Annotated in this window: 24 protein-coding genes and 1 riboswitch; of the genes, 10 read left to right on the top strand and 14 right to left on the bottom strand. The window is 64.9% G+C overall.

Annotation, left to right across the window (positions count from 1 at the left end; genetic code table 11):
- Nucleotides 1–76 precede the first annotated feature (76 nt).
- The 3 genes from ABFX29_RS13765 to ABFX29_RS13755 form a co-directional block, all read right to left on the bottom strand.
- Entirely contained in the window at nucleotides 77–1189 is a 1113-nt protein-coding gene (locus ABFX29_RS13765; protein ID WP_400488034.1) for a BMP family lipoprotein, read from the bottom strand.
- A 298-nt stretch (nucleotides 1190–1487) separates the two neighbouring features.
- On the bottom strand, nucleotides 1488–2693 hold the full coding sequence (locus ABFX29_RS13760) for an amidohydrolase (protein ID WP_152228747.1): 1206 nt from the start codon (nucleotides 2691–2693) through the stop codon (nucleotides 1488–1490).
- Nucleotides 2694–2897: 204 nt separating this feature from the next.
- Complete coding sequence (locus tag ABFX29_RS13755) at nucleotides 2898–4046, bottom strand: mannose-1-phosphate guanylyltransferase (protein ID WP_246167596.1); 1149 nt, start codon at nucleotides 4044–4046, stop codon at nucleotides 2898–2900.
- Between the two features lie 228 nt (nucleotides 4047–4274).
- On the opposite strand from ABFX29_RS13755, the gene sdhC reads away from it, so the two are divergent.
- The 5 genes from sdhC to ABFX29_RS13730 all read left to right on the top strand — a co-directional run bounded on the left by sdhC (nucleotide 4275) and on the right by ABFX29_RS13730 (nucleotide 8622).
- The gene (gene sdhC / locus ABFX29_RS13750; protein ID WP_055240212.1) at nucleotides 4275–4655 is read left to right on the top strand and encodes a succinate dehydrogenase, cytochrome b556 subunit; all 381 of its coding nucleotides are present in this window, start codon (nucleotides 4275–4277) and stop codon (nucleotides 4653–4655) included.
- Between the two features lie 3 nt (nucleotides 4656–4658).
- Nucleotides 4659–5126, top strand: a complete 468-nt coding sequence (locus ABFX29_RS13745) for a succinate dehydrogenase hydrophobic membrane anchor subunit (RefSeq protein WP_152228748.1) — start codon at nucleotides 4659–4661, stop codon at nucleotides 5124–5126.
- Nucleotides 5127–5190: 64 nt separating this feature from the next.
- Nucleotides 5191–6957, top strand: a complete 1767-nt coding sequence (gene sdhA, locus ABFX29_RS13740) for a succinate dehydrogenase flavoprotein subunit (protein WP_152228749.1) — start codon at nucleotides 5191–5193, stop codon at nucleotides 6955–6957.
- Nucleotides 6957–7733, top strand: coding sequence for a succinate dehydrogenase iron-sulfur subunit (locus ABFX29_RS13735; protein ID WP_152228750.1), 777 nt, complete (start codon nucleotides 6957–6959; stop codon nucleotides 7731–7733). Before sdhA ends, ABFX29_RS13735 begins: the two co-directional genes overlap by 1 nt.
- Nucleotides 7734–7839: 106 nt before the next feature.
- Complete coding sequence (locus tag ABFX29_RS13730) at nucleotides 7840–8622, top strand: alpha/beta hydrolase (protein ID WP_152228751.1); 783 nt, start codon at nucleotides 7840–7842, stop codon at nucleotides 8620–8622.
- Here the strand turns inward: ABFX29_RS13730 and ABFX29_RS13725 are convergent.
- From ABFX29_RS13725 to ABFX29_RS13710, 4 genes are all read right to left on the bottom strand, one after another.
- The gene (locus tag ABFX29_RS13725) at nucleotides 8619–9086 is read right to left on the bottom strand and encodes a 2'-5' RNA ligase family protein (protein ID WP_346038498.1); all 468 of its coding nucleotides are present in this window, start codon (nucleotides 9084–9086) and stop codon (nucleotides 8619–8621) included. The two genes, ABFX29_RS13730 and ABFX29_RS13725, sit on opposite strands and share 4 nt — an antisense overlap.
- Nucleotides 9087–9206: 120 nt before the next feature.
- Nucleotides 9207–10241 carry a tryptophan--tRNA ligase gene (gene trpS, locus ABFX29_RS13720; RefSeq protein ID WP_152228753.1) on the bottom strand — a complete coding sequence of 345 codons (1035 nt, stop codon included), beginning with the start codon at nucleotides 10239–10241 and terminating at the stop codon, nucleotides 9207–9209.
- Nucleotides 10242–10252: 11 nt separating this feature from the next.
- Nucleotides 10253–11101, bottom strand: coding sequence for an exodeoxyribonuclease III (locus tag ABFX29_RS13715; RefSeq protein WP_152228818.1), 849 nt, complete (start codon nucleotides 11099–11101; stop codon nucleotides 10253–10255).
- An 86-nt stretch (nucleotides 11102–11187) separates the two neighbouring features.
- Nucleotides 11188–11700, bottom strand: coding sequence for a hypothetical protein (locus ABFX29_RS13710; protein WP_152228754.1), 513 nt, complete (start codon nucleotides 11698–11700; stop codon nucleotides 11188–11190).
- A 179-nt stretch (nucleotides 11701–11879) separates the two neighbouring features.
- Between ABFX29_RS13710 and ABFX29_RS13705 the strand changes: the two genes are divergently transcribed.
- Entirely contained in the window at nucleotides 11880–12401 is a 522-nt protein-coding gene (locus tag ABFX29_RS13705; protein ID WP_152228755.1) for an O-acetyl-ADP-ribose deacetylase, read from the top strand.
- A 77-nt stretch (nucleotides 12402–12478) separates the two neighbouring features.
- Here the strand turns inward: ABFX29_RS13705 and ABFX29_RS13700 are convergent, their stop codons facing one another.
- A complete protein-coding gene (locus ABFX29_RS13700; protein WP_152228756.1) occupies nucleotides 12479–13378 on the bottom strand; it encodes a GAP family protein in 900 nt (299 codons plus the stop codon).
- Nucleotides 13379–13503: 125 nt separating this feature from the next.
- Here ABFX29_RS13700 and ABFX29_RS13695 point away from each other — a divergent pair, with 125 nt between their 5' ends.
- Together ABFX29_RS13695 and ABFX29_RS13690 are read left to right on the top strand one after the other, a co-directional pair.
- The gene (locus tag ABFX29_RS13695) at nucleotides 13504–14757 is read left to right on the top strand and encodes a sensor histidine kinase (RefSeq protein ID WP_152228757.1); all 1254 of its coding nucleotides are present in this window, start codon (nucleotides 13504–13506) and stop codon (nucleotides 14755–14757) included.
- Entirely contained in the window at nucleotides 14754–15425 is a 672-nt protein-coding gene (locus ABFX29_RS13690) for a response regulator (protein ID WP_152228758.1), read from the top strand. The genes ABFX29_RS13695 and ABFX29_RS13690 overlap by 4 nt, the downstream gene beginning before the upstream one ends.
- An 86-nt stretch (nucleotides 15426–15511) precedes the next feature.
- Here ABFX29_RS13690 and ABFX29_RS13685 read toward each other — a convergent pair whose 3' ends face one another.
- The 6 genes from ABFX29_RS13685 to ABFX29_RS13660 form a co-directional block, all read right to left on the bottom strand.
- A complete protein-coding gene (locus ABFX29_RS13685) occupies nucleotides 15512–16426 on the bottom strand; it encodes an ABC transporter permease (protein WP_152228759.1) in 915 nt (304 codons plus the stop codon).
- Entirely contained in the window at nucleotides 16423–17295 is an 873-nt protein-coding gene (locus tag ABFX29_RS13680) for an ABC transporter permease (protein WP_246167600.1), read from the bottom strand. The genes ABFX29_RS13685 and ABFX29_RS13680 overlap by 4 nt, the downstream gene beginning before the upstream one ends.
- Nucleotides 17288–18223, bottom strand: coding sequence for an ABC transporter ATP-binding protein (locus ABFX29_RS13675; RefSeq protein WP_211372404.1), 936 nt, complete (start codon nucleotides 18221–18223; stop codon nucleotides 17288–17290). The genes ABFX29_RS13680 and ABFX29_RS13675 overlap by 8 nt, the downstream gene beginning before the upstream one ends.
- Nucleotides 18224–18348: 125 nt before the next feature.
- Nucleotides 18349–19287: a bifunctional methylenetetrahydrofolate dehydrogenase/methenyltetrahydrofolate cyclohydrolase gene (locus tag ABFX29_RS13670; RefSeq protein WP_152228820.1), complete on the bottom strand. Its 939-nt coding sequence runs from the start codon at nucleotides 19285–19287 to the stop codon at nucleotides 18349–18351.
- A gap of 20 nt (nucleotides 19288–19307) precedes the next feature.
- A complete protein-coding gene (glyA, locus tag ABFX29_RS13665; RefSeq protein ID WP_387014794.1) occupies nucleotides 19308–20591 on the bottom strand; it encodes a serine hydroxymethyltransferase in 1284 nt (427 codons plus the stop codon).
- Between the two features lie 88 nt (nucleotides 20592–20679).
- Nucleotides 20680–20769: riboswitch (ZMP/ZTP riboswitch) on the bottom strand.
- 2 nt (nucleotides 20770–20771) lie between these two features.
- Entirely contained in the window at nucleotides 20772–21314 is a 543-nt protein-coding gene (locus ABFX29_RS13660; RefSeq protein WP_152228762.1) for a GNAT family N-acetyltransferase, read from the bottom strand.
- A gap of 135 nt (nucleotides 21315–21449) precedes the next feature.
- On the opposite strand from ABFX29_RS13660, the gene purU reads away from it, so the two are divergent.
- On the top strand, nucleotides 21450–22277 hold the full coding sequence (gene purU / locus ABFX29_RS13655; protein ID WP_400488158.1) for a formyltetrahydrofolate deformylase: 828 nt from the start codon (nucleotides 21450–21452) through the stop codon (nucleotides 22275–22277).
- A gap of 75 nt (nucleotides 22278–22352) precedes the next feature.
- A complete protein-coding gene (locus ABFX29_RS13650; protein WP_152228763.1) occupies nucleotides 22353–22877 on the top strand; it encodes a gamma carbonic anhydrase family protein in 525 nt (174 codons plus the stop codon).
- The last annotated feature ends 26 nt before the right edge of the window (nucleotides 22878–22903 follow it).

Genomic DNA, 22903 nt, shown 5'->3' with positions numbered 1-22903 from the left:
AAGGTTACCCGGAACAGAACGGACCGCTGTCCGTCCAGCTGGACGAACAGCGGTCCGTTTGATGCGGCCTGGCCCCTTACTTGGGGCTGGCGGCGGATTCTACGGTGATTTCACCGGAAATAATCTTGGCCTTGATCTCGTCCACTGCGGTCTTGACGTCTGCAGGAACAGCATCTTCCTGGTCGTGGTACGGAGCCAGGGTGACTCCGCCGTTCTCCAGGGTGCCGACGTACGGCTCGGCGTCGAAGTTGCCTTCGACGTCAGAGGTGATGACGTCTTCGACTGCCTGGCCCATGAGCTTCATGACGGAAGTCAGGATGTATTCCTTGCCGTTGCCGGCGGTCTCGTAACCGTCGGAGTCGACCCAGATCACCTTGTTGGTGCCGCCGCCAGCGTTGGCTTCGACAACGGCGTCGAGCGTTCCGGTACCCACCGGTCCGGCGACCGGCATGATGATGTCGGCGCCTTCGTTGATGAAGTTCTCGGTGGTGGTCTTGCCTGCACCGGTGTCGGTGAAGTTGCCGATGAAGGAACCGGTCTGGTCGGCCTTGTTCCAGCCCAGGACCTCGACGTCGGTGCCGTTCTCTTCGTTGTAGTAGGCGACGCCGTCAGCGAAGCCGTCCATGAAGATGGTCACGGTGGGGATGTTGATTCCGCCGTAGGTGGCAACCTTGCCGGTCTCCGACGTGCCGGCAGCTACGTAGCCGGCCAGGAATGCAGCCTGGGCCGTGTCGTAGATGATCGGCTTGACGTTATCCAGGTCAATCGACTCGTCATCGATGATGGCGAAGTGGCTCTCCGGGTTGGCCTCGGCCACTTCCTTCGTGGCGTCGGCCAGGAGGAAGCCGACGGTGACAGTGATGTTGCAGCCGTTCTGGACAACCATGGAGTCCAGGTTCGGGCCGAAGTCGGTCTCCGACTGGGACTCGGCGGTCTTCACCTGGATGCCCAGGTCAGTTTCGGCAGCCTTCAGGCCTTCGAAGCCGGACTGGTTGAACGAGCGGTCATCGAATCCGCCGGAGTCCGAAACCATGCAGGCCAGGAAGTCGCCGTTGGCGCTTGCCTCGCCGCTGGATGCGGAGTCTTCTTCCGGGGCGGCACCGCAGCCGGCCAGCAGAAGCGCCGATGCGCCCAGCATGGCGACGGATACACCGGCATTGCGCTTGAAGCCGCGCGGGAAATTCTTCAATGTTCCTCCAGAAAAGAAAAGTGTTCCACCGCCTTAGCTGCGTCTTGGCCCGCCGGACGGGAAGGCCTTCGCAGGTGCGTGTGGTGCGCGCTCCTTCCCTCATGGAGCGCAGCAAGACCTAACCATAGTGCATGTGTCCCGCAGCACTAAGCGAAGCTGTGCTCTGGCGAACATTTGTTTACATGTTGTTATCAATCGGAGGTTTGCGGCGGCGTTGCGGCGGCACGGCAACGGCCGCGGCGCCTATCCGGCAGTCCCGGTCAGTGCCGCAGGCCGCGGGTTCGTCCCGCAGGCCTGGTTAGTGCCGCAGGCCGCGGGCCGCGCGGACCGCAGCAGCGGCCATGACCGAGACGCCGCAGCTGATCGCCAGTTCATCCGGGTTGTAGTCTCCGCGGTGCAGGTCGAAGGTCTCCCCGCCCGGGGTGCGGGTGCCCAGGCGCATCATGGCGCCGGGGATCGCCTGGGTCATCCAGGCGAAATCCTCGCCGCCCATGGACTGCGGGGTGAGGACAACGGAGTCCTCCCCCAGCTCTGCCCTTGCCGAGGCTTCGATCAGGCCCGTTTCGGCTTCGGAGTTGATGACCGGCGGAACGCCGCGGGTATGCTCCAGCGCCACTTCCACTCCGTAGGGCGCAGCAACTTCGCGCACGACGTCGTCGAGCAGTTCACCGGCAGCATGCCACGCCTCGGCGTCCAGGCAGCGCATGGTGCCGGCCATGAAGCCGTGGCCGGGGATGGCGTTCGGCGCCGAACCGGCATGGATTTGCCCCCACACAACGGAGACGCCGCTGCGGACGTCGATCCGCCGGGAAAGAATGGCGGGCACGCTGACGGCGATCTGGCTCAGCGCGAAGACGAGGTCCTGGGTCAGGTGCGGACGCGAGGTGTGCCCGCCCTGTCCGGAAAGCTCGATGCGGATGGTGTCCGAGGCGGAGGTGATGGCACCAATACGCGTGCCAACCTGTCCGACGTCGACGCGCGGGTCGCAGTGAAGGGCCAGGATCCGAGGCACACCGGAGAGCACTCCCTGTTCAATCACGGACAGGGCGCCGCCTGGCATAACCTCTTCGGCCGGCTGGAAGATCACCCGGATCCGCCCGCCCAGGGAGCCCTCGGCGTCGAGTTTTGCCAGCACCCGGGCCGCACCGAGCATGACGGTGGTGTGGATGTCGTGCCCGCAGGCGTGCGCAATTCCGGTGTTCACCGAAGCGTAGGGAAGGGCGGTCTCCTCCAGGACGGGCAGGGCGTCGATGTCCGCACGCAGAGCCAGTCCGATTGGTCCGTCGCCAATGTCTACGTAGGCTCCCGTGTTTTCAAGCCGTTTGGGCTGCAGGCCTGCCGCTTCCAGTGCTTCGACGATCCGGTCAGTGGTCCGGAACTCCTTGTGCGAGAGCTCAGGATGCGAATGCAGGTCCCGCCGAAAATCGATCAGCTCACCCAGTATTGGGGCAACACTGCCCCGAATAGACGGAACGGGTGAGCTGCTAAGTGGGGTTGTCTGCACGTATTCAAGGTTAGCCAACCTGTGCTGGTCTGCGGGAACCGGATGACTTTAAGACTTCCCACTGCCCGGAAACGTGAGCCCGAAGCCACTGCACTGTCGCTTGGGATACTTCCTTATCTTGGATACTGCCTTATCTTAAGGACGCCATCTTAAGGACGCCCTTGCCCTGGGGCCGGCACCCGGCCCCAGGGTCGGCGACCCGGCTTAGAGAACGTCCGTGTCTCCGCTGGCCTTGAGGTGCTCCACTGCCTTCTTAACTTCCTGGGCGTGGTCCTTGGTGGTGACCAGCAGGGCATCCGGAGTGTCCACAATCACCACATCTTCGATCCCGATCAGGGCGATCACGCGTTTGGTATCGGACACGACGATCCCCGAGGCGTCCTCGGAGTACACCCGCGCGCCGTCACCCATCACGGTCAGCTCGCTGTTCTCCGCGGCCGGGTTCAGCCGCCCGATGGCGGCGAAGTCTCCAACATCGTCCCAGCTGAAGATCCCGGGAATCATGGCGACGTCCCCTGCTGCTGCCGCGGGCTCGGCCACCGCGTAGTCAATGGCGATCTTGGGCAGTGTCGGCCAGACCCTCAGCACCACCTCGCGGCGGTTCTCGGTATCCCAGGCTTCGGCAATTTCCATCAGGCCGGCATGCAGTTCCGGCTCATTTGCCAGCAGGTGCTTGAGCATCAGTGCCACCGGCGCCACGAACATGCCGGCGTTCCAGCTGTAGTTGCCGCTTCGCAGGTAGCCGCGTGCGGTGTCCTCGGAGGGCTTTTCGACGAACTCCACCACGGAGTGGGCGCTGGGCGCACCTTCGATCTCCAGCGGTTCTCCGGCCTTGATGTAACCGAAGCCCGTGGAGGGGTGGGTGGGGTGGATGCCGATGGTGACGATGTAGCCCTGCGCAGCCGTATGGATGGCCTCACGGACCGTCTCCTGGAAGACCTCCACCGGGGTAATCACCTGGTCAGCGGCGAAAGATCCCATGATGATCGAGGGGTCGCGCTGGTACAGGATCGCTGCGGCCAGCCCGATGGCGGCCGCGGAGTCCTTGGGCTCGTTCTCCAGCACGAGGTTTTCCTGCTGGATCTCCGGCAGCTGTGCCAGGACGGCGGAGCGGTGGAGCTGGCCGGTGACGACCATCACCCGGTCCTCGCTTAGCGGTGCCAGGCGGTCATAGGTCGCCCTGATCAGGGTGGAACCGGAACCGGTGAGGTCATGAAGGAACTTCGGTGCGGCAGCACGGGAGAGCGGCCACAGGCGTGTGCCTACTCCCCCGGCCGGAATCACGCCGTAAAAGCGGTCGAAGACGTCGGCGCCGGCCGATTCCGGGTTCACATTTGTCATTTCAGTACTCATCAGTGCCAAGGTTAGCTGAGAGTCCCCACGGCCATGTCCGCAGACACGAGCACGTGCTGCGGCCGGCGCACTGCGGAGTGTAAGCCAGGTCACACAATAGGGGAACCTAAATTGATCCCGCTTCCGACGGGACCTAGATTATGCTTGAGCTATTAAGTGCTCTCGCACCGGCGTCATCACTGCGTGGAAGACGCGCTAGCGCCGCTGCGATGCAGGGAGGAAAATTCAGTGTCGAAGTTACCAGCAGGCACGCTTTACCGCGGCCGTGAAGGCCAGTGGTCATGGGTGGCCCATCGGATTACTGGCGTGGTGATCTTCTTCTTCCTTTTGGTCCATGTTCTGGATACCTCGCTGGTGCGCGTGTCGCCCGAGGCCTACAACGTGGTCATCGGAGCGTACAAGAACCCCATCATGGGCCTCGGTGAGCTTGGCCTCGTTGCCGCCATCGTGTTCCACGCCTTCAACGGCCTGAGGGTAATTCTTATCGACTTCTGGAAGAAGGGACCCAAGTACCAGCGCCAGATGCTCTGGGGCGTCGTCGGTCTCTGGGTCGTGACCATGATCGGCTTCTCCATCCGCCACCTTCCCATCGTTTTCGGGGGTCACTAAGCCATGAGCACTCCTTCAATTGAGGCCCCCCGGGCCGGCCGCATCTCCCCCCGCTACACCCGCAACGGGTCCGGCAAGGGCAACTTCGAGATGATCGCGTGGCTGTTCATGCGTATCTCCGGTGCCCTGCTGGTCATCCTGATCTTCACGCACCTCTTCATCAACCTGATGGTTGGCGACGGCATCAAGGCCGTCGACTTCGGTTTTGTTGCCGGCAAGTGGGCCTCCCCGCTCTGGCAGGTCTGGGACCTGGTCATGCTGTGGCTCGCCATGCTTCACGGCACCAACGGCGTGCGCACCATCATCAATGACTACGCCGAAAAGAACTCCACCCGCATGTGGCTCAAGACGGTGCTGTATTCCGCGACCGTCGTCATCATCGTGCTTGGCACCCTCGTGATCTTCACGTTCGATCCGTGCCCCGCCAACGCGACCCTGGACCAGCTGCCGTCCTTCTGCCCCGCTCCCTAGCCCGGCAGGCACCGCAGCAACTCCCTAAGAGCTACACACAGTTTCAACAGAAAGAGCATCTGGTATGCAGGTCCATAAGTACGACGTCGTCATTGTCGGCGCCGGCGGCGCCGGTATGCGTGCCGCCATCGAATCCGGACAGCGCGCTCGGACGGCGGTACTGACCAAGCTGTACCCCACGCGTTCCCACACCGGAGCGGCGCAGGGCGGCATGTGCGCAGCACTGGCCAACGTAGAAGAAGACAACTGGGAATGGCACACCTTTGACACGGTCAAGGGCGGCGACTACCTGGTGGACCAGGATGCCGCCGAGGTCATGGCCAAGGAAGCCATCGACGCCGTGCTGGACCTGGAAAAGATGGGCCTGCCGTTCAACCGCACGCCTGAAGGCCGGATCGATCAGCGCCGCTTCGGCGGCCACACCCGTGACCACGGCAAGGCTCCCGTCCGCCGCGCCTGCTATGCAGCAGACCGCACGGGCCACATGATCCTGCAGACCCTGTACCAAAACTGCGTCAAGCACAACGTTGAGTTCTACAACGAGTACTACGTCCTTGACCTGCTGACCGTTGAAGACAGCTTCGGCCAGAAGCGTGTTGCCGGCGTCGTCTCCTATGACCTCGCCACCGGCGAACTGCACGTCTTCCAGGCCAAGTCCGTGGTCTTCGCCTCCGGCGGCGCGGGCAAGGTCTTCAAGACCACCTCCAACGCCCACACCCTCACCGGTGACGGCATGGGCATCGCGTTCCGCAAGGGCATCCCGCTGGAAGACATGGAGTTCATCCAGTTCCACCCGACCGGCCTGGCCGGCCTGGGCATCCTGCTCTCCGAAGCCGCCCGCGGCGAAGGCGCAATCCTGCGCAACTCCGAGGGTGAGCGCTTCATGGAGCGCTACGCCCCCACCATCAAGGACCTCGCGCCGCGTGACATCGTGGCCCGCTCCATGGCCAACGAAGTCCGTGAAGGCCGCGGCTGCGGCCCGAACAAGGACTACGTCCTGCTGGACCTGACGCACCTGGAACCGGCGCACATTGACGCCAAGCTCCCGGACATCACCGAGTTCGCACGCACCTACCTGGGTGTGGAGCCGTACACCGAGCCGGTTCCCGTCTTCCCGACGGCGCACTACGTCATGGGCGGCATCCCCACCAACATCAAGGCCGAGGTCCTCCAGGACAACGACACCGTGATTCCGGGCCTCTACGCAGCCGGCGAGGTTGCCTGCGTCTCCGTCCACGGTTCCAACCGCCTGGGCACCAACTCCCTGCTTGACATCAACGTCTTCGGTAAGCGCGCCGGCATCTACGCTGCCGAGTACGCACTGCAGGCCGACTTCGTCGACCTGCCCGAAGATCCGGAAGCAGACACGATCGCCCTGCTGGATGTTGTCCGCAACTCCGAAGGCACCGAGCGTGTTTCCGAGATCCGCCGCGACCTGCAGAACACCATGGATGCCAACATGCAGGTGTTCCGTACGGCCGAGACGATCCAGAAGACGCTCTCCGACATCGCTGACCTCGAAGAGCGCTACAAGAAGATCAACGTCCAGGACAAGGGCAAGCGCTTCAACCTTGACCTGCTGGAAGCCGTTGAGCTCGGCTTCCTGCTGGAACTGGCCAAGGTTATGTCCGTGGCAGCCCTGCACCGCGAGGAATCGCGCGGCGGCCACTTCCGTGAGGACTTCCCGGAGCGCGATGACGAGAAGTTCATGCTTCACTCCATGGCCTACAAGGTGGATGAAGCCGACAACGCCGAGCACACGGCCGGCATCCGGCTCGATACCAAGCCGGTCATTTTCACGCGCTACGAGCCGATGGTGAGGAAGTACTAATGACAACGGAAGTCGCTGAGCCGGCCTCGAAGATTGACCTGGCCGAATCCACGGCCGGTGAAATCCCCTCCTTCGACATCACGCTGAAGGTGCGCCGCTATAACCCGGAAATCTCTGACGAGGCCCACTGGGACGAGTGGACGCTGACCATGTACGGCACGGACCGTGTCCTGGACGCCCTGCACAAGGTCAAGTGGGAGCATGACGGCACCGTCTCCTTCCGCCGTTCCTGCGCCCACGGCGTCTGCGGCTCGGATGCCATGCGCATCAACGGCCGCAACCGCCTGGCCTGCAAGACCCTCCTGAAGGACCTGGACACGTCCAAGCCGATCCTCGTCGAGCCCATCAAGGGCCTGCCGGTGGAGAAGGACCTGATCGTGGACATGGAACCGTTCTTCCAGTCCTACCGCGAGATCATGCCGTTCCTGGTTTCCAAGGGACACGAGCCCACCAAGGAGCGCCTGCAGTCCGCTGAGGACCGCGAGCGTTTCGATGACACCACCAAGTGCATCCTCTGCGCTGCCTGCACGTCCTCCTGCCCGGTCTTCTGGACCGATGGACAGTACTTCGGCCCGGCAGCGATCGTCAACGCGCACCGTTTCATCTTCGATTCGCGTGACGATGCAGGTGACATGCGCCTGGAAATCCTGAACGACAAGGAAGGCGTGTGGCGCTGCCGCACCACCTTCAACTGCTCGGAAGCATGCCCCCGCGGCATCCAGGTCACCAAGGCCATCTCCGAGGTCAAGCAGGCCATCCTGAACCGCTCCATCTAGTTCAGTAACCAACCCGCTTCCAAAGGCGGAGGAACCGGATCCACTTCCGGCTCCTCCGCCTTTTGCGTACCGGATGTGCCGAGGCCTGCCCGATAGGGTGGGAGGTATGCCAGAGTTCGAATCTGTTTCCTTTCCCGGTGTCAACGGGACCACCCTCGCCGGCACGCTGGATGTTCCGGACGGTGATCCCCTCGGCTGGGCAGTGTTCTGCCACGGTTTCGCGCTCGGCAAGAACAGCGCCGCAGCCTCCCGCATCTCCAAGGCGCTGGCGGAGCAGGGCATCGGTGTCCTCCGCTACGACGCCGCCGGGCTGGGACGTTCGACCGGCTCCTGGGAGGATGGTTCGTTCACTACCAAGGTTTCCGACCTGCACAACGCGATTGGCTTCCTGCGCTCCTCAGGCCGTCCCCCTACCCTGCTGATTGGCCACTCGCTCGGCGGGGCAGCCGCGCTGGCCGCTGCCGCGAGCGAGGAATCCCTGGCTGCCCTGGTAACCATCGGTGCCCCGTTCAGGCCTTCCCATGTGGCGCACCTGTTCGCCGATGAGCTGGAGAACATCGCCGCGCAGGGCCACGCCGACGTCGAGCTGGGTGGACGCACTCTCACGATCCGGCAGGAACTCGTCGAGGACCTGCACAGCCACGACCTGAAGGAGTGCATTGAATCGCTGGACCTGCCGCTGCTGATCATGCACTCCCCCACTGATGAGACCGTGGGAATCGAGAATGCCTCGGAAATCTTCAATGCAGCGCGCCATCCGCGCAGTTTCGTCTCTCTGGAGGGCTCCAGCCATCTGATGCCGGACAGGGAACAGACCTCACGGGCAGCCGGGATCATCGCCGCGTGGGCCGGGATCTACCTGCGGCAGGCCCGGGAAAAGGGCTTCTAGCCCAGCAGCCGCATTTCCTCGCGCAGGACCCACAGTCCGTGCGGATCGTGTTCGAAGACGCCAATCCGGTCTACGGTGAAGCTCGCGCTGTAATCCCTCAGGGTCTTCACCGCGTTGTCCATGCTGGCCTCGGAAACGTCATGGGCCACGGTGACGTGCGGGTGATAGGGGTACATGTTCTCGTGGTCCAGCGGCCCGGACTGCAGCTCCTTGTGCAGCTGCGAGCACTGGGAGAACCCCTCTTCCACCTGCACGTAGACCACGGGCGTAACCGGCCGGAAAGAGGCCGCACCGCGCAGGGTGACCGTGAAGGGCGCCTGGGCGGCGGTCACTGCACGCACATGCTCGAGGGCCGATGCCCAGTCCGGTGCCGGCGTCGTGGTTACCAGCGTGATGTGGGCCGGGATAACTGACGCCATCGGGTCCCCGAAGGAGGCCCGCGCACGACGGAGTTCCGACGCCATGGGCTCAGGAACCGGGATCACAATCCCCACCCAGCAAGGGCTTTCGGGCATCCGGCCGCTGCCGCCGCTTGCTGCGCCGGATGAGGTCTGGACGGTGGAGTTCGTGTAGCCCATGAGCGCTTATCGGGCGGTTGAACCCAGTGGGAGGAAACCGATCTTCTCGTACACATCGGCAAGTGTAGCCGACGCCGTTTCCCGGGCTTTCAGCGCGCCCTTGGCCAGCAGCCGGTCCAGCTCCGCAGGATCGTCCAGCAGCCCCAGGGCCCGCTCCCGGATGGGGCGGATGTGTTCGGTTGCTGCCTCTGCAAGGTCCACTTTCAAGTGTCCGTACATCTTTCCTTCGTACTCCTTGACCAGGGTGTCGATGCTTCGGCCGGTGATCAGCGAGTAGATGGAGAGCAGGTTGGAGATGCCGGGCTTGGTTTCCCGGTCGAACCGGATCTCCGTGCCGTCGTCGGTCACCGCCGATTTGATTCGCTTGGCAATTACCTTGTCCGGGTCCAGCAGGTTGATCAGGCCCGCCTGTGACTCGGCGGACTTGGACATTTTCGCCGCCGGGTTCTGCAGGTCGTAGATCTTTGCGGACTCCTTCTGGATGAAGGCTTCCGGGACCGTGAACGTCTCGCCGTAGCGGGTGTTGAACCGCTTGGCGAGGTCGCGGCTGAGCTCAACGTGCTGGCGCTGGTCCTCGCCCACGGGTACGCCGTGGGGCTGGTACAGCAGGATGTCCGCTACCTGCAGGATCGGGTAGGTGAACAGGCCAACGCTTGCGGCGTCCGCTCCGAAGCGCTGCTGCTTGTCCTTGAACTGGGTCATCCGGGATGCTTCACCGAAACCGGTGAGACAGTTCAGCACCCATGCCAGCTGTGCGTGTTCGGGCACCTGTGACTGGACGAACAGGGTGGCATTGTCCACGTCCACCCCGCCGGCGATGTACTGCGCGGCCGTCACGCGGGTGCGCTGCCGGAGGTCCGCAGGGTCCTGCGGGACAGTGATCGCGTGCAGGTCCGGGATGAAGAAGTAGGCGTCGTACTGCTCCTGCAGGCGCACCCAGTTCACCAGGGCACCCAGGTAGTTGCCCAGGTGGAGGGAGTCCGCGGAGGGCTGCATTCCGGAAAGGATGCGCTGGCGGGCGGGGGTCTGCGACTGCGTCATGTTTTGGGGCCTCAGAACTTGTAGTCGACAACCACGGGGGCGTGGTCGGAGAAACGGGCGTCGTAGGTGGCTGCACGGTCGACGACGGCGCTGACGGCACGATCGGCGAGGGCGGGAGTGGCCATGTGGTAATCGATGCGCCAGCCGGCGTCGTTGTCGAAGGCCTGGCCGCGCCAGGACCACCAGGTGTACGGTCCGGGCACGTTTCCGGCGAGTTTGCGGGCAACGTCCACGTAGCCGATCTCATCGCTGAAGAAACGGTCGAAGTAGGCGCGTTCTTCGGGCAGGAAGCCTGCCCGCTTGACGTTGCCCTTCCAGTTCTTGATGTCCAGGGTGGTGTGGCCTACGTTGAGGTCTCCCACGATCAGTGCGTAGTCGCTGGTGGCAGCGAGCACCGGCAGCCGCGCCGCCATCACGTCCAGGAAACGGTACTTGTCATCCTGCTTCGGGGTTCCGGCTTCGCCGGAGTGCACATAGGCGCTGACCACTGTGAGCAGCTTCTCTTCTCCGTCCACGGGGACCTTGAAGTCAGCTTCCACCCAGCGTCCGGAGAGGGCGAAGTAGTCTTCGCCGATGTTTTCGCGCACGGCTACGGGCTCGGTGCGGGAGACGATCGCCACGCCGGCACGGCCCTTGGCTTCAGCCTCGGCGTGCAGGATATGCCACTCGCTGCCCAGGAGCTCCCGGACAATCGCGTCCGGAGCACGCACTTCCTGGAGGCAGAGGATGTCGACGCCGCGCTCGGCGAGCCAGTCGGCCATGCCGCGCTTGTAGGCAGCGCGGATGCCGTTCACGTTGACGGTTGCGATCCTCAGTGATGACGATCCCGGTTCCAGGCTGGGCTCCCCGGTCGATTCCATGCTCACGCCAAATACCTTACCCCTCAAGTAGCTTTCGTTTTCCGGCGGTGCCGCCGGGCGCGTACGGTTGCGCCCCTGCCTGCGGCCTAGTCGACTACAGTGCCCTCGACCGGACCGCCGTCGTCCTTCTTCATCATTCCGCGGGCATTGTGCGCGGTGATTTCAATCGTTTCGATGGCGCGTGCAACCTGGTCGGCGTCGGTGCCGAGGTTGTCGCGGATCACCTTTGACTGGACCTGGATGATCTTGAAGCTGTGATCCAGCTTCTGGTCGCGGATGAGGGTGGCCTCATCCATGACCTCCACGGAGGGAGCCGCGCCGGCGGCACGGTTCAGTGAATCCTGCGCCTGGGCAAGCTTGGCGCCCGCCTTGCGGGCTGCACCGCGGATGCTGAAGACAACAAAGGCGAACAGCAGCAGCCAGCCCAGGGAGATGATCACCACCAGCCAGCCAACGACGTCGTTCTCATTGGCGGCGAAGAGCACGGCAACAATGAACACGAAGACCATGACGGTGGTCCCGATCGTGGCCATCTGGCGGCTGATTCCCCGGCCGGGATTAGTTGCTGACGGCGTCTTGCCGTTACGGATGGACTGCATAACCTTATTCTCTCAAATTTTCGGACCGCCTCCTTCCGACTTACCCCCTCGGCGAAACGAGATGACAGTTACGGCCCGTTTCGGGGCCGAAAAGAGCCTTTTCTGCCATCTCGATGACAGGGTTCGCGGCAGGGACGGCGGGGTTGCCGGAGCGCGGCCGGGGCTGGGAGTCTGGGCTCATGGAGATCGAGCTGCTGCAGGGAGACATCACCACGCGCGACGTCGATGCCGTGGTCAACGCCGCCAACTCATCACTGCTGGGCGGCGGCGGGGTCGACGGCGCCATCCACCGGGCAGCCGGACCTGAACTGCTCGAGGCCTGCCGCGAGCTCCGCCGGTCCGTTTATCCGCACGGGCTGCCGGTCGGCGAGGCGGTGGCCACGGAGGCGTTCAATCTTCCGGCACGCTGGGTGATCCACACCGTGGGCCCCAACGCGGTGGCAGGCCAGACCGATCCCGAACTGCTGCACCGTGCCTTTTCCAGCAGCCTGCAAGTGGCAGAGGAATTGGGAGCTGCGACGGTAGCCTTCCCCGCCATCAGTGCCGGGGTCTATGGGTGGGACGCGGACGACGTCGCGCGCACCGCGGTGCGGGCGGTCAGGAACCATCAGGGCACGGGAATTGAGCGGGTGGAGTTCGTGCTCTTTAGCGAGCGGGTCGCCCAGGCATTCCGGGCAGCTCTGGGAGAGCCCGGCACCTGAGCAGCGCCGACCCTTAAGGAGCGCTCCACCTGAGCAGCGCCAACACTGACGAAGGCCCCAGCGGGATTCCTTCCCCGTCAGCCGCCAAACGGGTTCCACGATGCGCCGGGGAACAGTCCGGCCAGCCCTGCCCGGAGCAGCAGGAACCCCACGATTCCGACGATCCACAGCACCGCTTCCCCCGATGCCTTGGACAGCCACGCCCGCAGCCGCTGAAGCGGCCCGTCCAGGTGTTTGCCCAGCAGCCAGCGGGAAAGCACCAGCAGTGCAGCCGGCAGCAGCATGACCAGGCAGTAGAGGCCCAGCACTCCGGCCGAGGCAGTCCAGCCGATCCCGGACGAGGTCAGCAGCCCGACCGCGGCCAGGTAGGGCAGCATCGTGGGAAGTTCCAGGACCCCTGCCAGCAGTGCCAGTCCCAGCAGTCCCCCGCGTGAGTTCAGGGCTTTGCCAATGCGGTGCTGCCAGCGATGTTCAGTTGCCTGCGAGCGCTGTTGAGCGGCGGTCGCCCTAGTGGTGCCGGGCGTTTCCATGCTGCCAGTCGTTTCAGTGGTGCCAGTCGTTTCAGTACTGCCAGTCGTTTCAGTGCTGCCGGACGTACCTGGCGCCTGCGTACCGGTCTGCCCCGTCCCGGCCTGGACAGCGGTCTGGGCGCGGGTGCCCTGAAAAGAAGTGTCCTTGAAAGACCAGATGAGCATGCCTGCCCCGGCAGCAACCATTACTACCTGCACGGCCGGCAGCTCCAGAAGCGACCCCACGCCTCCGCCCAGGACTCGGCCCAGCCCCGCGGCTCCCGAGAGCAGCAGCAGCCCCACAAGGAAATAGAACACGCCTACCGCACCGAGGTACGTGGCGACCTTCCCTGTAGTCCTTTCAGCGTCCCGCCGCATCAGGAGCCACACGGGAATGACCAGCGTGCCGATGCTGGTGCTGTCTACGAGGGCAAGTACGCCCAGCTGAAGGATTGTCTCCGGAGTCATGGCCACTACCTTTCCCCGGTTGCGGTCCGCAGGAATCCGGCCTTGGGAGTAGCGGGCATCATCCTTTAGTGCCACGGCAGCGAAACCTGCTTGGCCGGAAGCAATGCCCACGTCAGGATGGAAACATGAACTCCTCCTGGGGCCAGGCTCCGCCGGTCCGCCGGATCCGCCGTGAAGACGCCCTGCTGGCGCTCGGATATGCCGCCCTGGCCTGGCTGATGCAATCCCTGGACCTGACGGCCGCCGGCAGTGCGGCGTTCCCGGCCCTGGTGCCGTGGTGGCCCCTGCTCACACTGGTGGGCTGCGGCGTCGTCGTGCTGCGCCGCAGGCTCACTGCCGTTATGGTTTCGGTCTGTTTCACCGCCGCCGTGCTTCTGGTGCTGGCCAACAGCACGGCAGGTCTGTTCCTGGCCTTCGAGGCGGTCTTCTCGCTGGTGCTGTTTGGATCCGCCCGTGCAGCCCGCGCCGCGGAGGTAAGCGTGCTGGTGCTCTGCGGTGCCTCGGGTCTGGCGGTGTGGTCGCTGACCGGAGACCTGCGCGACGCCGTCACAGTCGTCCTGCTGACCGGAATGGTGCTCCTGCTCCCCGCGGAGTGGGCGTCCAACCTGCGCAAGGCGGGCCAGCTCGCGGAGAGCGAGACGGCGCGGGCTGCCGCCATCCGGGCCGCTGCCCGGGACCAGGAACGCCTGGCCGCGCGCGAACATGAACTGGCGCTGGCAGCCGAACGGCAGGACATGGCCAGGGAACTGCATGATGTCCTCTCCTCCAGGCTCTCCGCCATTGCCCTTCAGTCCGGAGCGGCGCTGCGCAGCCCGCAGGGCAGTACCTTGCCTGCCGAGGTGCTGGCCCATGTGCGCCACGAGTCCGTGAAGGGCCTGGAGGAACTGAACGGGATGATCCGCACCCTCAGCACTGGTGTCCCCCGCCCCCTTGCGGGCAGCATCCAGGACCTGGACGGGGTGGTCGCCGGGCACCGGGCAGCCGGAATGAGCATTGACTGGACGAACCGGGCCAGCGATGACCTTCCCTCCCCGGTGCAGGCTGCCATCTACCGGATCGCAGTGGAGGCGCTGGTGAACGCAGCCCGGCACACGGACGGTGCACGGGTTAGCATGCTGCTGGAGCGCACGCCGTCAGGGCTGCGGCTGGTGGTGGAGGACGACGGCGGGAAGCTGGCCGGACCGGCATCCGATTCGCCCGCAGGAGGGACCGGCACCGGTATTCCGAGCATGCTGGCACGTGCCGAGCAGCTTGGCGGCAAGGCCTGGGCAGGTCCGGCCTCAGCTGGCACGGGCTGGAAAGTGGAAGCCGAGCTGCCCCTCGCTCAAGCACCGCTTACGGCCCAGGCAAAGATCAGCGCAGGAGGAACCACAGCATGAGCGGGAACATTCGGGTGCTGCTCGCGGACGACCACGCCGCGATCCGGCTGGGCATGCGCATGGTGCTGGAGACCGAACCCGGGTTCGAGGTGGTAGGCGAAGCCGCCGACGGCGCCACCGCGGTCCGTATGGCCCGTGCGCTGGGCCCGCACGTCGTGCTCATGGACCTCAGGATGCCTGTGGTGGACGGCGTCCAGGCCACCGGGGAGATTGCCGGTGCCGGGCTGGCCAAGGTTGTTGCCCTGACAACCTTCGACCACGATTCCTATCTTTTCGGCGTGCTGTCCGCAGGTGCAGCCGGGTTCCTGCTCAAAACGGCCGAACCGGCGGAAATCACGGCGGCGCTGCGCCGGGTGCACGACGGCGGCACCGTCATTGCGCCGGAAGTCGCCGGCAGGCTGGTGGATGCTTTCGTCTCCGGCCGTGCCGGTTCAGACCCGGATGCTCCGGCCGCCCAGGGGCAGGCCGCTGCCCCTGAGATGGAGCTGACGGCGCGCGAGGAGGAAGTCCTCGACTGCCTAGCCGAGGGCCTGAGCAATGTCCGCATCGCCCGCAAGCTGGGCATCTCGGAAACCACCGTGAAGACCCATGTCTCCAGGGTGCTGGCCAAGCTCGGCGTTGAATCCCGCCTTCAAGCGGCACTGGCTGCACGTGTCCGGACGCCCTGACCCGACCGGATCCGGGGCAGGGCGCAAAGCGGGCAGGGATGCCCTGCCCCGGGACAGTTATTTCTGGAACAGCACTGCTGGAGCAGTTACTTCTGGAACAGCGCTTCGAGCCGGCGGGTCGTGACAATCAGGCCGATGGCGATCATGACCACGAAGTAGAGCAGGTGGCCGGCCGTAGCCAGGCTGAACGCTCCGGCACTGATTTGGCGCAGCATCTCCACGCCGTGCCACAGCGGCAGCGCCTGGATCAGCCACTGCACGGCCTGCGGGTAGACGCTCAGCGGGTAGAAGGTGGCAGAGAAAAGGAACATCGGCAGCATGACGAAGCTGACCCAGTCCAGCTGCTGGAAAGTCTTCATGTAACTGGTGATCGCCATCCCGAAGGACGCAAACCCAAATGCCACGACTACCGCCGCGGGAATCATCAGCAGAGCCAGCGGAGAAGTCACCAAACCCATGGCTGCCATGACGGCGGTAAAGCCGGTGGCGTACATGGCCCCGCGCAGCAGCGCCAGCAGGATCTCCCCCAATGCCACGTCCAGCGGCCCCAGCGAGGTGGCCAGCATGCCCTCGTAGAGCTTGGCGTAGTTGAGCTTGAAGAACACGTTCATGGTGGAGTCGTAAACCGCACCGTTCATGGCGGATACAGCCAGCAGTGCCGGGGCGATATACGCGGCATAGCTGATTTGTTCCCCGCCCGGGCCGGTGACGGTGCCGATCAGCGCGCCCAGTCCAATACCCATGGCGAGCAGGTACAGCACGGGTTCGACGAAGCCGCTGATCATGATGGACCAGTTGGTTCCCCAGGTGGCCTTTAGGCCGCGGGCAAAAACGGCGCGGATGTTCCGGGCGTACAGGGAACCCAGGAAGCGGTTCCCCGCCAGCGCCGGTGACCCGGGAGCCAGAAAGTCCGACGCCGCTGCCCCGGTACCGTGTTGGGCCCCGGTACCGTGTTGGGCCCCGGTACCGTGTTCAGTGCCGGTACGGTGTTCAGTGCTCATTTGCCCAGCCTCCGGGTGAAAGTGCGCCGTGCCAGGACCCAGCCGCCCGCTGCGAGGACCAGCAGGTAGGCCACATGCACCACGGTCAGGAGAACAGGCTCGGCAAGTCCGTAGCTGAACAGCCGGCCAAGCTCCGTGGCGTGCCACAGCGGTGAGATCCAGCCGATCCAGCGGATCACCAGGGGCAGCGTGTCCAGCGGGAAGAACGTTCCGGAGAACAGGAACAGCGGCATGACAATGAACCGCTGGACCATCGCGAACTGCCCGCGGTCCTCAGTGATGGACGCGCTGTAGGCCATCAGCGGCAGGCCGAACGAAAGCCCGCCCAGGATGGCCGTAAAAATCATGAGCCACGCGGTGGCCGGGTTGCCCGCTGCCCCAAACAGCAGCAGGAAGCCGAAGTAGGCACCGCAGGTGATCAGCAGCCGGACACCAAGTCCCAGCACATGCCCGTCCACCAGCTGGCCGCTGGACAGCGGCGACGCATTGGGCCCGTAGTACGTCCGCCGCCATTTGAAGCCGGACATGACCGTATAGGTGTTTTCCTCGCTCGAGACCATGATCGCCGCCGTCGCCAGAAGCGCCGGCGCAACAAACATCAGATAGGACACCGAGGTGCCGTTTCCGGCTTCGAACGCCGCGTTGGTCCCGGTGTCCACCAGCGATGCCAGTCCGATCCCCATGCCAAAGAGGTAGACAAGCGGGGTTCCGACCGCTGTGACCAGCACCGTGATCCCGTAGCCGCGCATCCGCCGCAGCCAGTGCTCTGCATAGTAGAAGGCACCGAAACGGCGGGCCCTTCGTGCGGTTTCTTCGGGCGTGAGCGGAGACCGCAGCCCCAGCACTGCGTGCGTACGCTGCTCAGTCAACGAGGCTCCTGCCGGTGAGGCGGAGGAACACGTCCTCCAGCGAGGAACGCCGGACCAGGGAAGTGATGGGGCGCAGCCCGCGGGCGCTGACCGCCTCAAGTGCCGCTTCGCCGTCGTTGGCGTAAATCAGCACCCTGTCCGGCAGCGTCTCAATGCGTTCCCCGATTCCATCCAGCTCCGCGGCCACCGTCGTGTTGCGCTCGGAACCGAAACGAAGTTCCACCACTTCACGGGAAGAATGGGTACGGATCAGGGCTGCCGGTGACCCCTCGGCCATGATGGTGCCCTTGTCCACCACAATCAGCCGGTCGCAGAGCTGCTCGGCCTCGTCCATGTAGTGAGTGGTGAGGATCAGCGTGACTCCGGCTTCCTTGAGCCGGAAGAGCCGGTCCCAGAGAATGTGGCGGGCCTGCGGGTCCAATCCGGTGGTGGGCTCGTCCAGCAGCAGGATCTTGGGATCGTTGATCAGTGAGCGGGCAATCGTCAGGCGGCGCTTCATGCCGCCTGAGAGGTCATCCACCCGGGCCTTGGCCTTGTCCGTCAACTGCGCGAATTCCAGCAGTTCGTCCGCTTTGGGCTGCAGGTAGCTCTTGGGCAGGCCGAAATAGCGGCCATAGGCAAGCAGGTTGTCCCGTACCCGCAACTCCTCGTCCAGGTTGTCCTGCTGCGGGACCACGCCCAGGTGCGCCCGGACTTCCGGGCCGTTGGTGTTCGGGTCCAGGCCCATGATCGCCAGCTCACCGGACGTTCGCCGGGAGACACCGCCGATCATCTTCATCGTGGTTGATTTTCCGGCGCCGTTAGGGCCCAGGAGCCCGAAGGACTCCCCTGCCGGAACTTCGAAGCTGATTCCGTCGACGGCGGTGAAATCCCCGTAGGACTTGGTGAGGTTCGACGCGGCGATGACCGGGCCCTGGAACCCGCTCACGGCGGGAGTTTTGGAGGTTGTGATCTGCGGCACCCGGCAATCATAGTGCAGGGTGCCCGAGGACGCGCACAGGCCCGCCCTCCGTTGCGGGAGGACGGGCCTGCGGGATGCGCCGGGGCGGTGGTTTACGCGGCGGGGAGGATTCCTACGCTGCGCTCCGCGGCTTCAACCACGTTGGCCAGCAGCATGGCCCGGGTCATCGGTCCCACGCCCCCGGGATTCGGTGACATCCAGGACGCTACGGAGGCAGCATCCTTTTCGACGTCGCCGCTCAGGGTGGTCTTGCCGGTTTCCGGATCGGTTACCCGGGTGACGCCGACATCCAGGACGATCGCGCCGGGCTTCAGCTCGGCAGCCTTGATCATGCCCGGGAAGCCAGCAGCTGCAACAACGACGTCGGCCTCAGCCAGGAGCTCAGGCAGGTTGACGGTGCCGGTGTGCGCCAGGGTGACCGTGGCGTTGATCTGCCGGCGGGTCAGCAGCAGGCCCAGCGGCCGGCCAACCGTGACGCCGCGGCCGATCACCAGGACGTTCTTTCCGGTCAGGACCAGCCCGTTGCGCACCAGCAGCTGCACAATCCCGTGCGGGGTGCACGGCAGCGGGGAGTTCATCGGGTCGGAGACGTTGAGCACCAGCCGGCCCAGGTTCACCGGGTGCAGGCCGTCGGCGTCCTTCTCCGGGGCAATGCGCTCCAGGATGGCGTTGGTGTCCAGGTGCTTGGGCAGCGGGAGCTGGACAATGTAGCCGGTAACGGCCGGATCCTCGTTGAGCTCGTCAATGACTTTTTCAAGCTCTTCCTGGCTGATGTCAACGGGAAGGTCGCGGCGGATGGAGTTGATGCCCACCTGGGCGCAGTCCTTGTGCTTGCCGCCCACGTAGGAGTGGCTTGCCGGGTCATCGCCCACCAGGACGGTGGCCAGTCCCGGAGTGATGCCGTGTTCGTCCTTGAGGACCTGGATGCGCTCGGTGAGTTCTGCCTTGATGTCCCTGGCGGCCTGGATGCCGTCAAGCATCTTTGCGGTTGCGGGCGCGGTTTCCTCGGCGGTCTCCACGGAGCCTTCCATATTCGTGCTTTTTTCCATGATTACCATTCCTCCTGGCCCGGGTAGAGCGGGAAGTCCTCGGCGAGTTCGGTGACCCGGCGGCGCAGGGCCTCCGTGTCCGGAGCTGGCTTCAACGCCGCAGCAATGATCTCAGCCACCTCGGTGAATTCCTTCGCGCCGAAGCCGCGCGTGGCCAGGGCCGGGGTGCCGATACGCAGCCCTGAGGTGACCATCGGCGGGCGAGGATCGAACGGAATCGAGTTGCGGTTCACGGTGATGCCCACCGAGTGCAGCAGGTCTTCTGCCTGCTTGCCGTCCAGCACGGAGTTGCGCAGGTCCACCAGGATCAGGTGCACGTCCGTGCCGCCGGTGAGCACGGAAACGCCGTGCTCAGCCACGTCTGCGGCAGTCAGGCGGTCGGCGATGATCCGGGCGCCTTCCAGGACGCGCTCCTGCCGCTCCCGGAATTCTTCCGACCCGGCCACCTTGAAGGCCACGGCCTTGGCTGCGATGACGTGCATCAGCGGGCCGCCCTGCTGGCCCGGGAAGACGCTGGAGTTGATCTTCTTGCCGAATTCTTCCTTGGCCAGGATCATGCCCGAACGCGGACCGGCGAGGGTCTTGTGCACCGTGGAGGTCACGACGTCGGAGTACGGCACCGGGCTCGGGTGCAGGCCGGCTGCCACCAGTCCGGCGAAGTGCGCCATGTCGGTCCAGAGGTACGCGCCCACTTCGTCGGCGATTGACCGGAAGGCCTCGAAGTCCAGCTGGCGCGGGTAGGCGGACCAGCCGGCAATGATTACCTGCGGCTTTTCGGCGAGTGCCTGCTCGCGGACCTTGTCCATGTCCACGCGGTAAGTGTTCTCGTCCACCCCGTAGGCGGCAACCTCGTAGAGCTTGCCGGAGAAGTTCAGCTTCATGCCGTGGGTCAGGTGCCCGCCGTGGGCCAGGTTCAGGCCCATGATCTTCTCGCCGGGCTTGATCAGGGCCGCCAGCGCCGCGGCATTGGCCTGCGCGCCGGAGTGCGGCTGCACGTTGGCGAACTCAGCGCCGAACAGGGCCTTGACCCGGTCGATTGCCAGGTTCTCGGCCACGTCTACCTGCTCGCAGCCGCCGTAGTAGCGGCGTCCGGGGTACCCCTCGGCGTACTTGTTGGTCAGGACGGAGCCCTGGGCTTCCAGGACGGCACGCGGTGCGAAGTTCTCTGAAGCGATCATTTCCAGCGTGTTCCGCTGGCGGGCCAGTTCCCCGTTCAGGACTGCGGCAATCTCCGGGTCAACCTCGGAGAGAGGGGCATTGGTGACGGGCTGGGTGGATAGTCTCACGTGGATCTCCTGGGGAAGGGTGTTCTATAGGTCAGGCTACCTGCCGGGCACCCCCGGGGTCCGGGCATGACAAACAGATGACAACTTGACCGAAGGCCCAGGCGTGCGATCCACGGTATGTTCTGCACTGTGCCGCTTCCTGGTGGTTACCCACCCAACGCCAGTCGCGACGGTTACATCCTACCGTGCAGCCACGTCTTCCCACTCGAAGCCGGTAACAGTTCCGGCTTCCCAGTCCGACCGCAGCCGGCCGTAGGCAACTTCCGCCACCCGCCGCCCGTCCGGCAGGGGCCACTCCTGACGGAGGTGCGCTTCCTTGACGAATCCGGAGCGCAGCAGCGTCTTGCGCATCGCAATGTTGTCCTCCCGCATCCTTCCCGCAAAGCGGCGCAGGTGCGGATGATCCGTGAAGACCTTGTCCGTGAGGGCGACCAGCACGGGAACGCCTTTGCCCTCCCCCCGGTGCTCCTCCACCAGGCGCAGGTCGAAATACGCGCAGTCCTGGTCGAGGTCCTCCAGGATCACCAGGCCAAGCCGGTGGTTGCCGCCGAAGACCCAGAAGGTGCATACGCCGTCGGACTCGAACCGGCCTTCCAGCAGCAGCCTCCGCACCAGCTCCTCCGAGGGCGCGGTGATCCGGTGGAACGGGAAACTGTTGGTGGTCAGGAATTTGACCAGTTCCTCTTCTTCCGTATCCATCAGCGGGGCGAAAGTAACGTCCATTCACCCAGCCTAGGCCGTGGGGGCCCGGGCGGTAACCTTGGGAAGGTGAGAGAAGATGCCACTGCCGGACTGCCGGCGTCCCCCGTTTCCCCGTCCTTCGATGCCGGCGCCGCTGCAGACCCCGGCGCCTACACCCTGACGCTGTCCTGCGCAGACCGGCCCGGAATCGTGCACGCCGTTTCCGGCGCGCTGGCCGGGGCCGGCGGGAACATCACGGAGTCGCAGCAGTACGGCAGCCCCGACTCCGGCACCTTCTTCATGCGCGTGGACTTTACTGCCCCGGGCACTTACGACGGCGTCCGCTCCCGGATCGCCCCGGTGGCAGGCCAGTTCGGCATGGACTGGGAGCTGCACCGCGCAGGCGTACCGGTACGCACGCTGATCATGGCATCCAAGGACGGACACTGCCTGAACGACCTGCTCTTCCAGCAGCGGGCGGGCAACCTGCCCATCGAGATCCCCGCAATCGTCTCCAACCACCGGGACCTCGCCGGCCTGGCCGAGTTCTACGGTGTGCCGTTCCACCACATCCCGGTCGCCGCTGATACCAAGCAGGAAGCCGAGAACCAGCTGCGGGCGCTCATGGCGGAGCTGGACATTGAGCTGGTAGTGCTGGCCCGGTACATGCAGATCCTCAGCAACGAACTCTGCCAGGAGCTCTCCGGCAGGGCGATCAACATCCATCATTCCTTCCTTCCCTCCTTCAAGGGTGCCCGCCCCTACCACCAGGCTCATGCCCGCGGCGTGAAGCTGATCGGAGCCACGGCCCACTATGTGACCTCGGACCTGGATGAAGGTCCGATCATCGAGCAGGAAGTCATCCGGGTGGACCATTCCCGCACTGCGCAGCGCCTTGCTGCCCTGGGCGCCGGCGTGGAAGGCCGCACCCTCTCGAAGGCCGTGCAGTGGCACGCCGAGCACCGCGTTCTGCTGGACGGCCGCCGGACCATCGTCTTCAACTAACCCGCCGGAGCCGGGTGTGGCCGGGCGGGCCTTCCCGCCGGCCAGACCGCTGCCGGCTCCCGCTAGAGTTGTTGCATGGCTCACATCATTACCCTCCGCGGCAAGACGCCCGTCACTGATCCTTCCGTCTTCCTGGCGCCAACTGCGTCATTGATTGGCGACGTCGAACTGGGACCGGGTGCCAGCGCCTTCTACGGCGTCTGCGTGCGCGGGGATTCAAACTCGATTCGGGTGGGGGCTGGAACCAACCTCCAGGACAATGTGGTGCTGCATGCTGATCCCGGCTTCCCCACTACGGTGGGCGAGCGGGTCAGTGTGGGACACAACGCCGTCGTACACGGGTGCACCGTGGAGGACGATTGCCTGGTTGGCATGAGCGCAACCGTCATGAACGGAGCGGTGATTGGTGCCGGTTCCCTCGTGGCTGCCGGCGCCCTGGTGCTTGAAGGCACCCAGGTTCCGCCGCGTTCCCTGGTAGCCGGAGTTCCCGCCAAGGTGCGCCGCACACTGACCGATGAAGAGTTCGCCTCGGTCCAGCGCAATGCCGCGCACTACCTGGAAATGGCGGCGGAACACCGGGAGGCCCTGGCAGGGCGCTGAGTCTTCCCTCTCCATCCCCGGCACCC

The organism is Arthrobacter gandavensis (assembly GCF_039528575.1).
GTDB classification, from domain to species: Bacteria; Actinomycetota; Actinomycetes; order Actinomycetales; family Micrococcaceae; genus Arthrobacter_B; species Arthrobacter_B citreus_B.
Note: the sequence above shows the minus strand (reverse complement) of the source record. Positions and strands in the feature narration are given on the sequence as shown.

Excerpts from the sequence above, each read along its gene's own strand:
- ABFX29_RS13660 (WP_152228762.1), bottom strand. The coding sequence starts at position 21,314 with ATGGACGTTACTTTCGCCCCGCTGATGGATACGGAAGAAGAGGAACTG.
- ABFX29_RS13730 (WP_152228751.1), top strand. The coding sequence starts at position 7,840 with ATGCCAGAGTTCGAATCTGTTTCCTTTCCCGGTGTCAACGGGACCACC.
- ABFX29_RS13685 (WP_152228759.1), bottom strand. The coding sequence starts at position 16,426 with ATGAGCACTGAACACCGTACCGGCACTGAACACGGTACCGGGGCCCAA.
- sdhA (WP_152228749.1), top strand. The coding sequence starts at position 5,191 with ATGCAGGTCCATAAGTACGACGTCGTCATTGTCGGCGCCGGCGGCGCC.
- trpS (WP_152228753.1), bottom strand. The coding sequence starts at position 10,241 with ATGACGCAGTCGCAGACCCCCGCCCGCCAGCGCATCCTTTCCGGAATG.
- ABFX29_RS13670 (WP_152228820.1), bottom strand. The coding sequence starts at position 19,287 with ATGGAAGGCTCCGTGGAGACCGCCGAGGAAACCGCGCCCGCAACCGCA.
- ABFX29_RS13690 (WP_152228758.1), top strand. The coding sequence starts at position 14,754 with ATGAGCGGGAACATTCGGGTGCTGCTCGCGGACGACCACGCCGCGATC.
- ABFX29_RS13700 (WP_152228756.1), bottom strand. The coding sequence starts at position 13,378 with ATGACTCCGGAGACAATCCTTCAGCTGGGCGTACTTGCCCTCGTAGAC.
- ABFX29_RS13755 (WP_246167596.1), bottom strand. The coding sequence starts at position 4,046 with ATGAGTACTGAAATGACAAATGTGAACCCGGAATCGGCCGGCGCCGAC.
- ABFX29_RS13735 (WP_152228750.1), top strand. The coding sequence starts at position 6,957 with ATGACAACGGAAGTCGCTGAGCCGGCCTCGAAGATTGACCTGGCCGAA.
- ABFX29_RS13705 (WP_152228755.1), top strand. The coding sequence starts at position 11,880 with ATGGAGATCGAGCTGCTGCAGGGAGACATCACCACGCGCGACGTCGAT.
- ABFX29_RS13715 (WP_152228818.1), bottom strand. The coding sequence starts at position 11,101 with ATGGAATCGACCGGGGAGCCCAGCCTGGAACCGGGATCGTCATCACTG.
- ABFX29_RS13745 (WP_152228748.1), top strand. The coding sequence starts at position 4,659 with ATGAGCACTCCTTCAATTGAGGCCCCCCGGGCCGGCCGCATCTCCCCC.
- ABFX29_RS13725 (WP_346038498.1), bottom strand. The coding sequence starts at position 9,086 with ATGGCGTCGGAACTCCGTCGTGCGCGGGCCTCCTTCGGGGACCCGATG.
- ABFX29_RS13695 (WP_152228757.1), top strand. The coding sequence starts at position 13,504 with ATGAACTCCTCCTGGGGCCAGGCTCCGCCGGTCCGCCGGATCCGCCGT.
- ABFX29_RS13710 (WP_152228754.1), bottom strand. The coding sequence starts at position 11,700 with ATGCAGTCCATCCGTAACGGCAAGACGCCGTCAGCAACTAATCCCGGC.
- ABFX29_RS13650 (WP_152228763.1), top strand. The coding sequence starts at position 22,353 with ATGGCTCACATCATTACCCTCCGCGGCAAGACGCCCGTCACTGATCCT.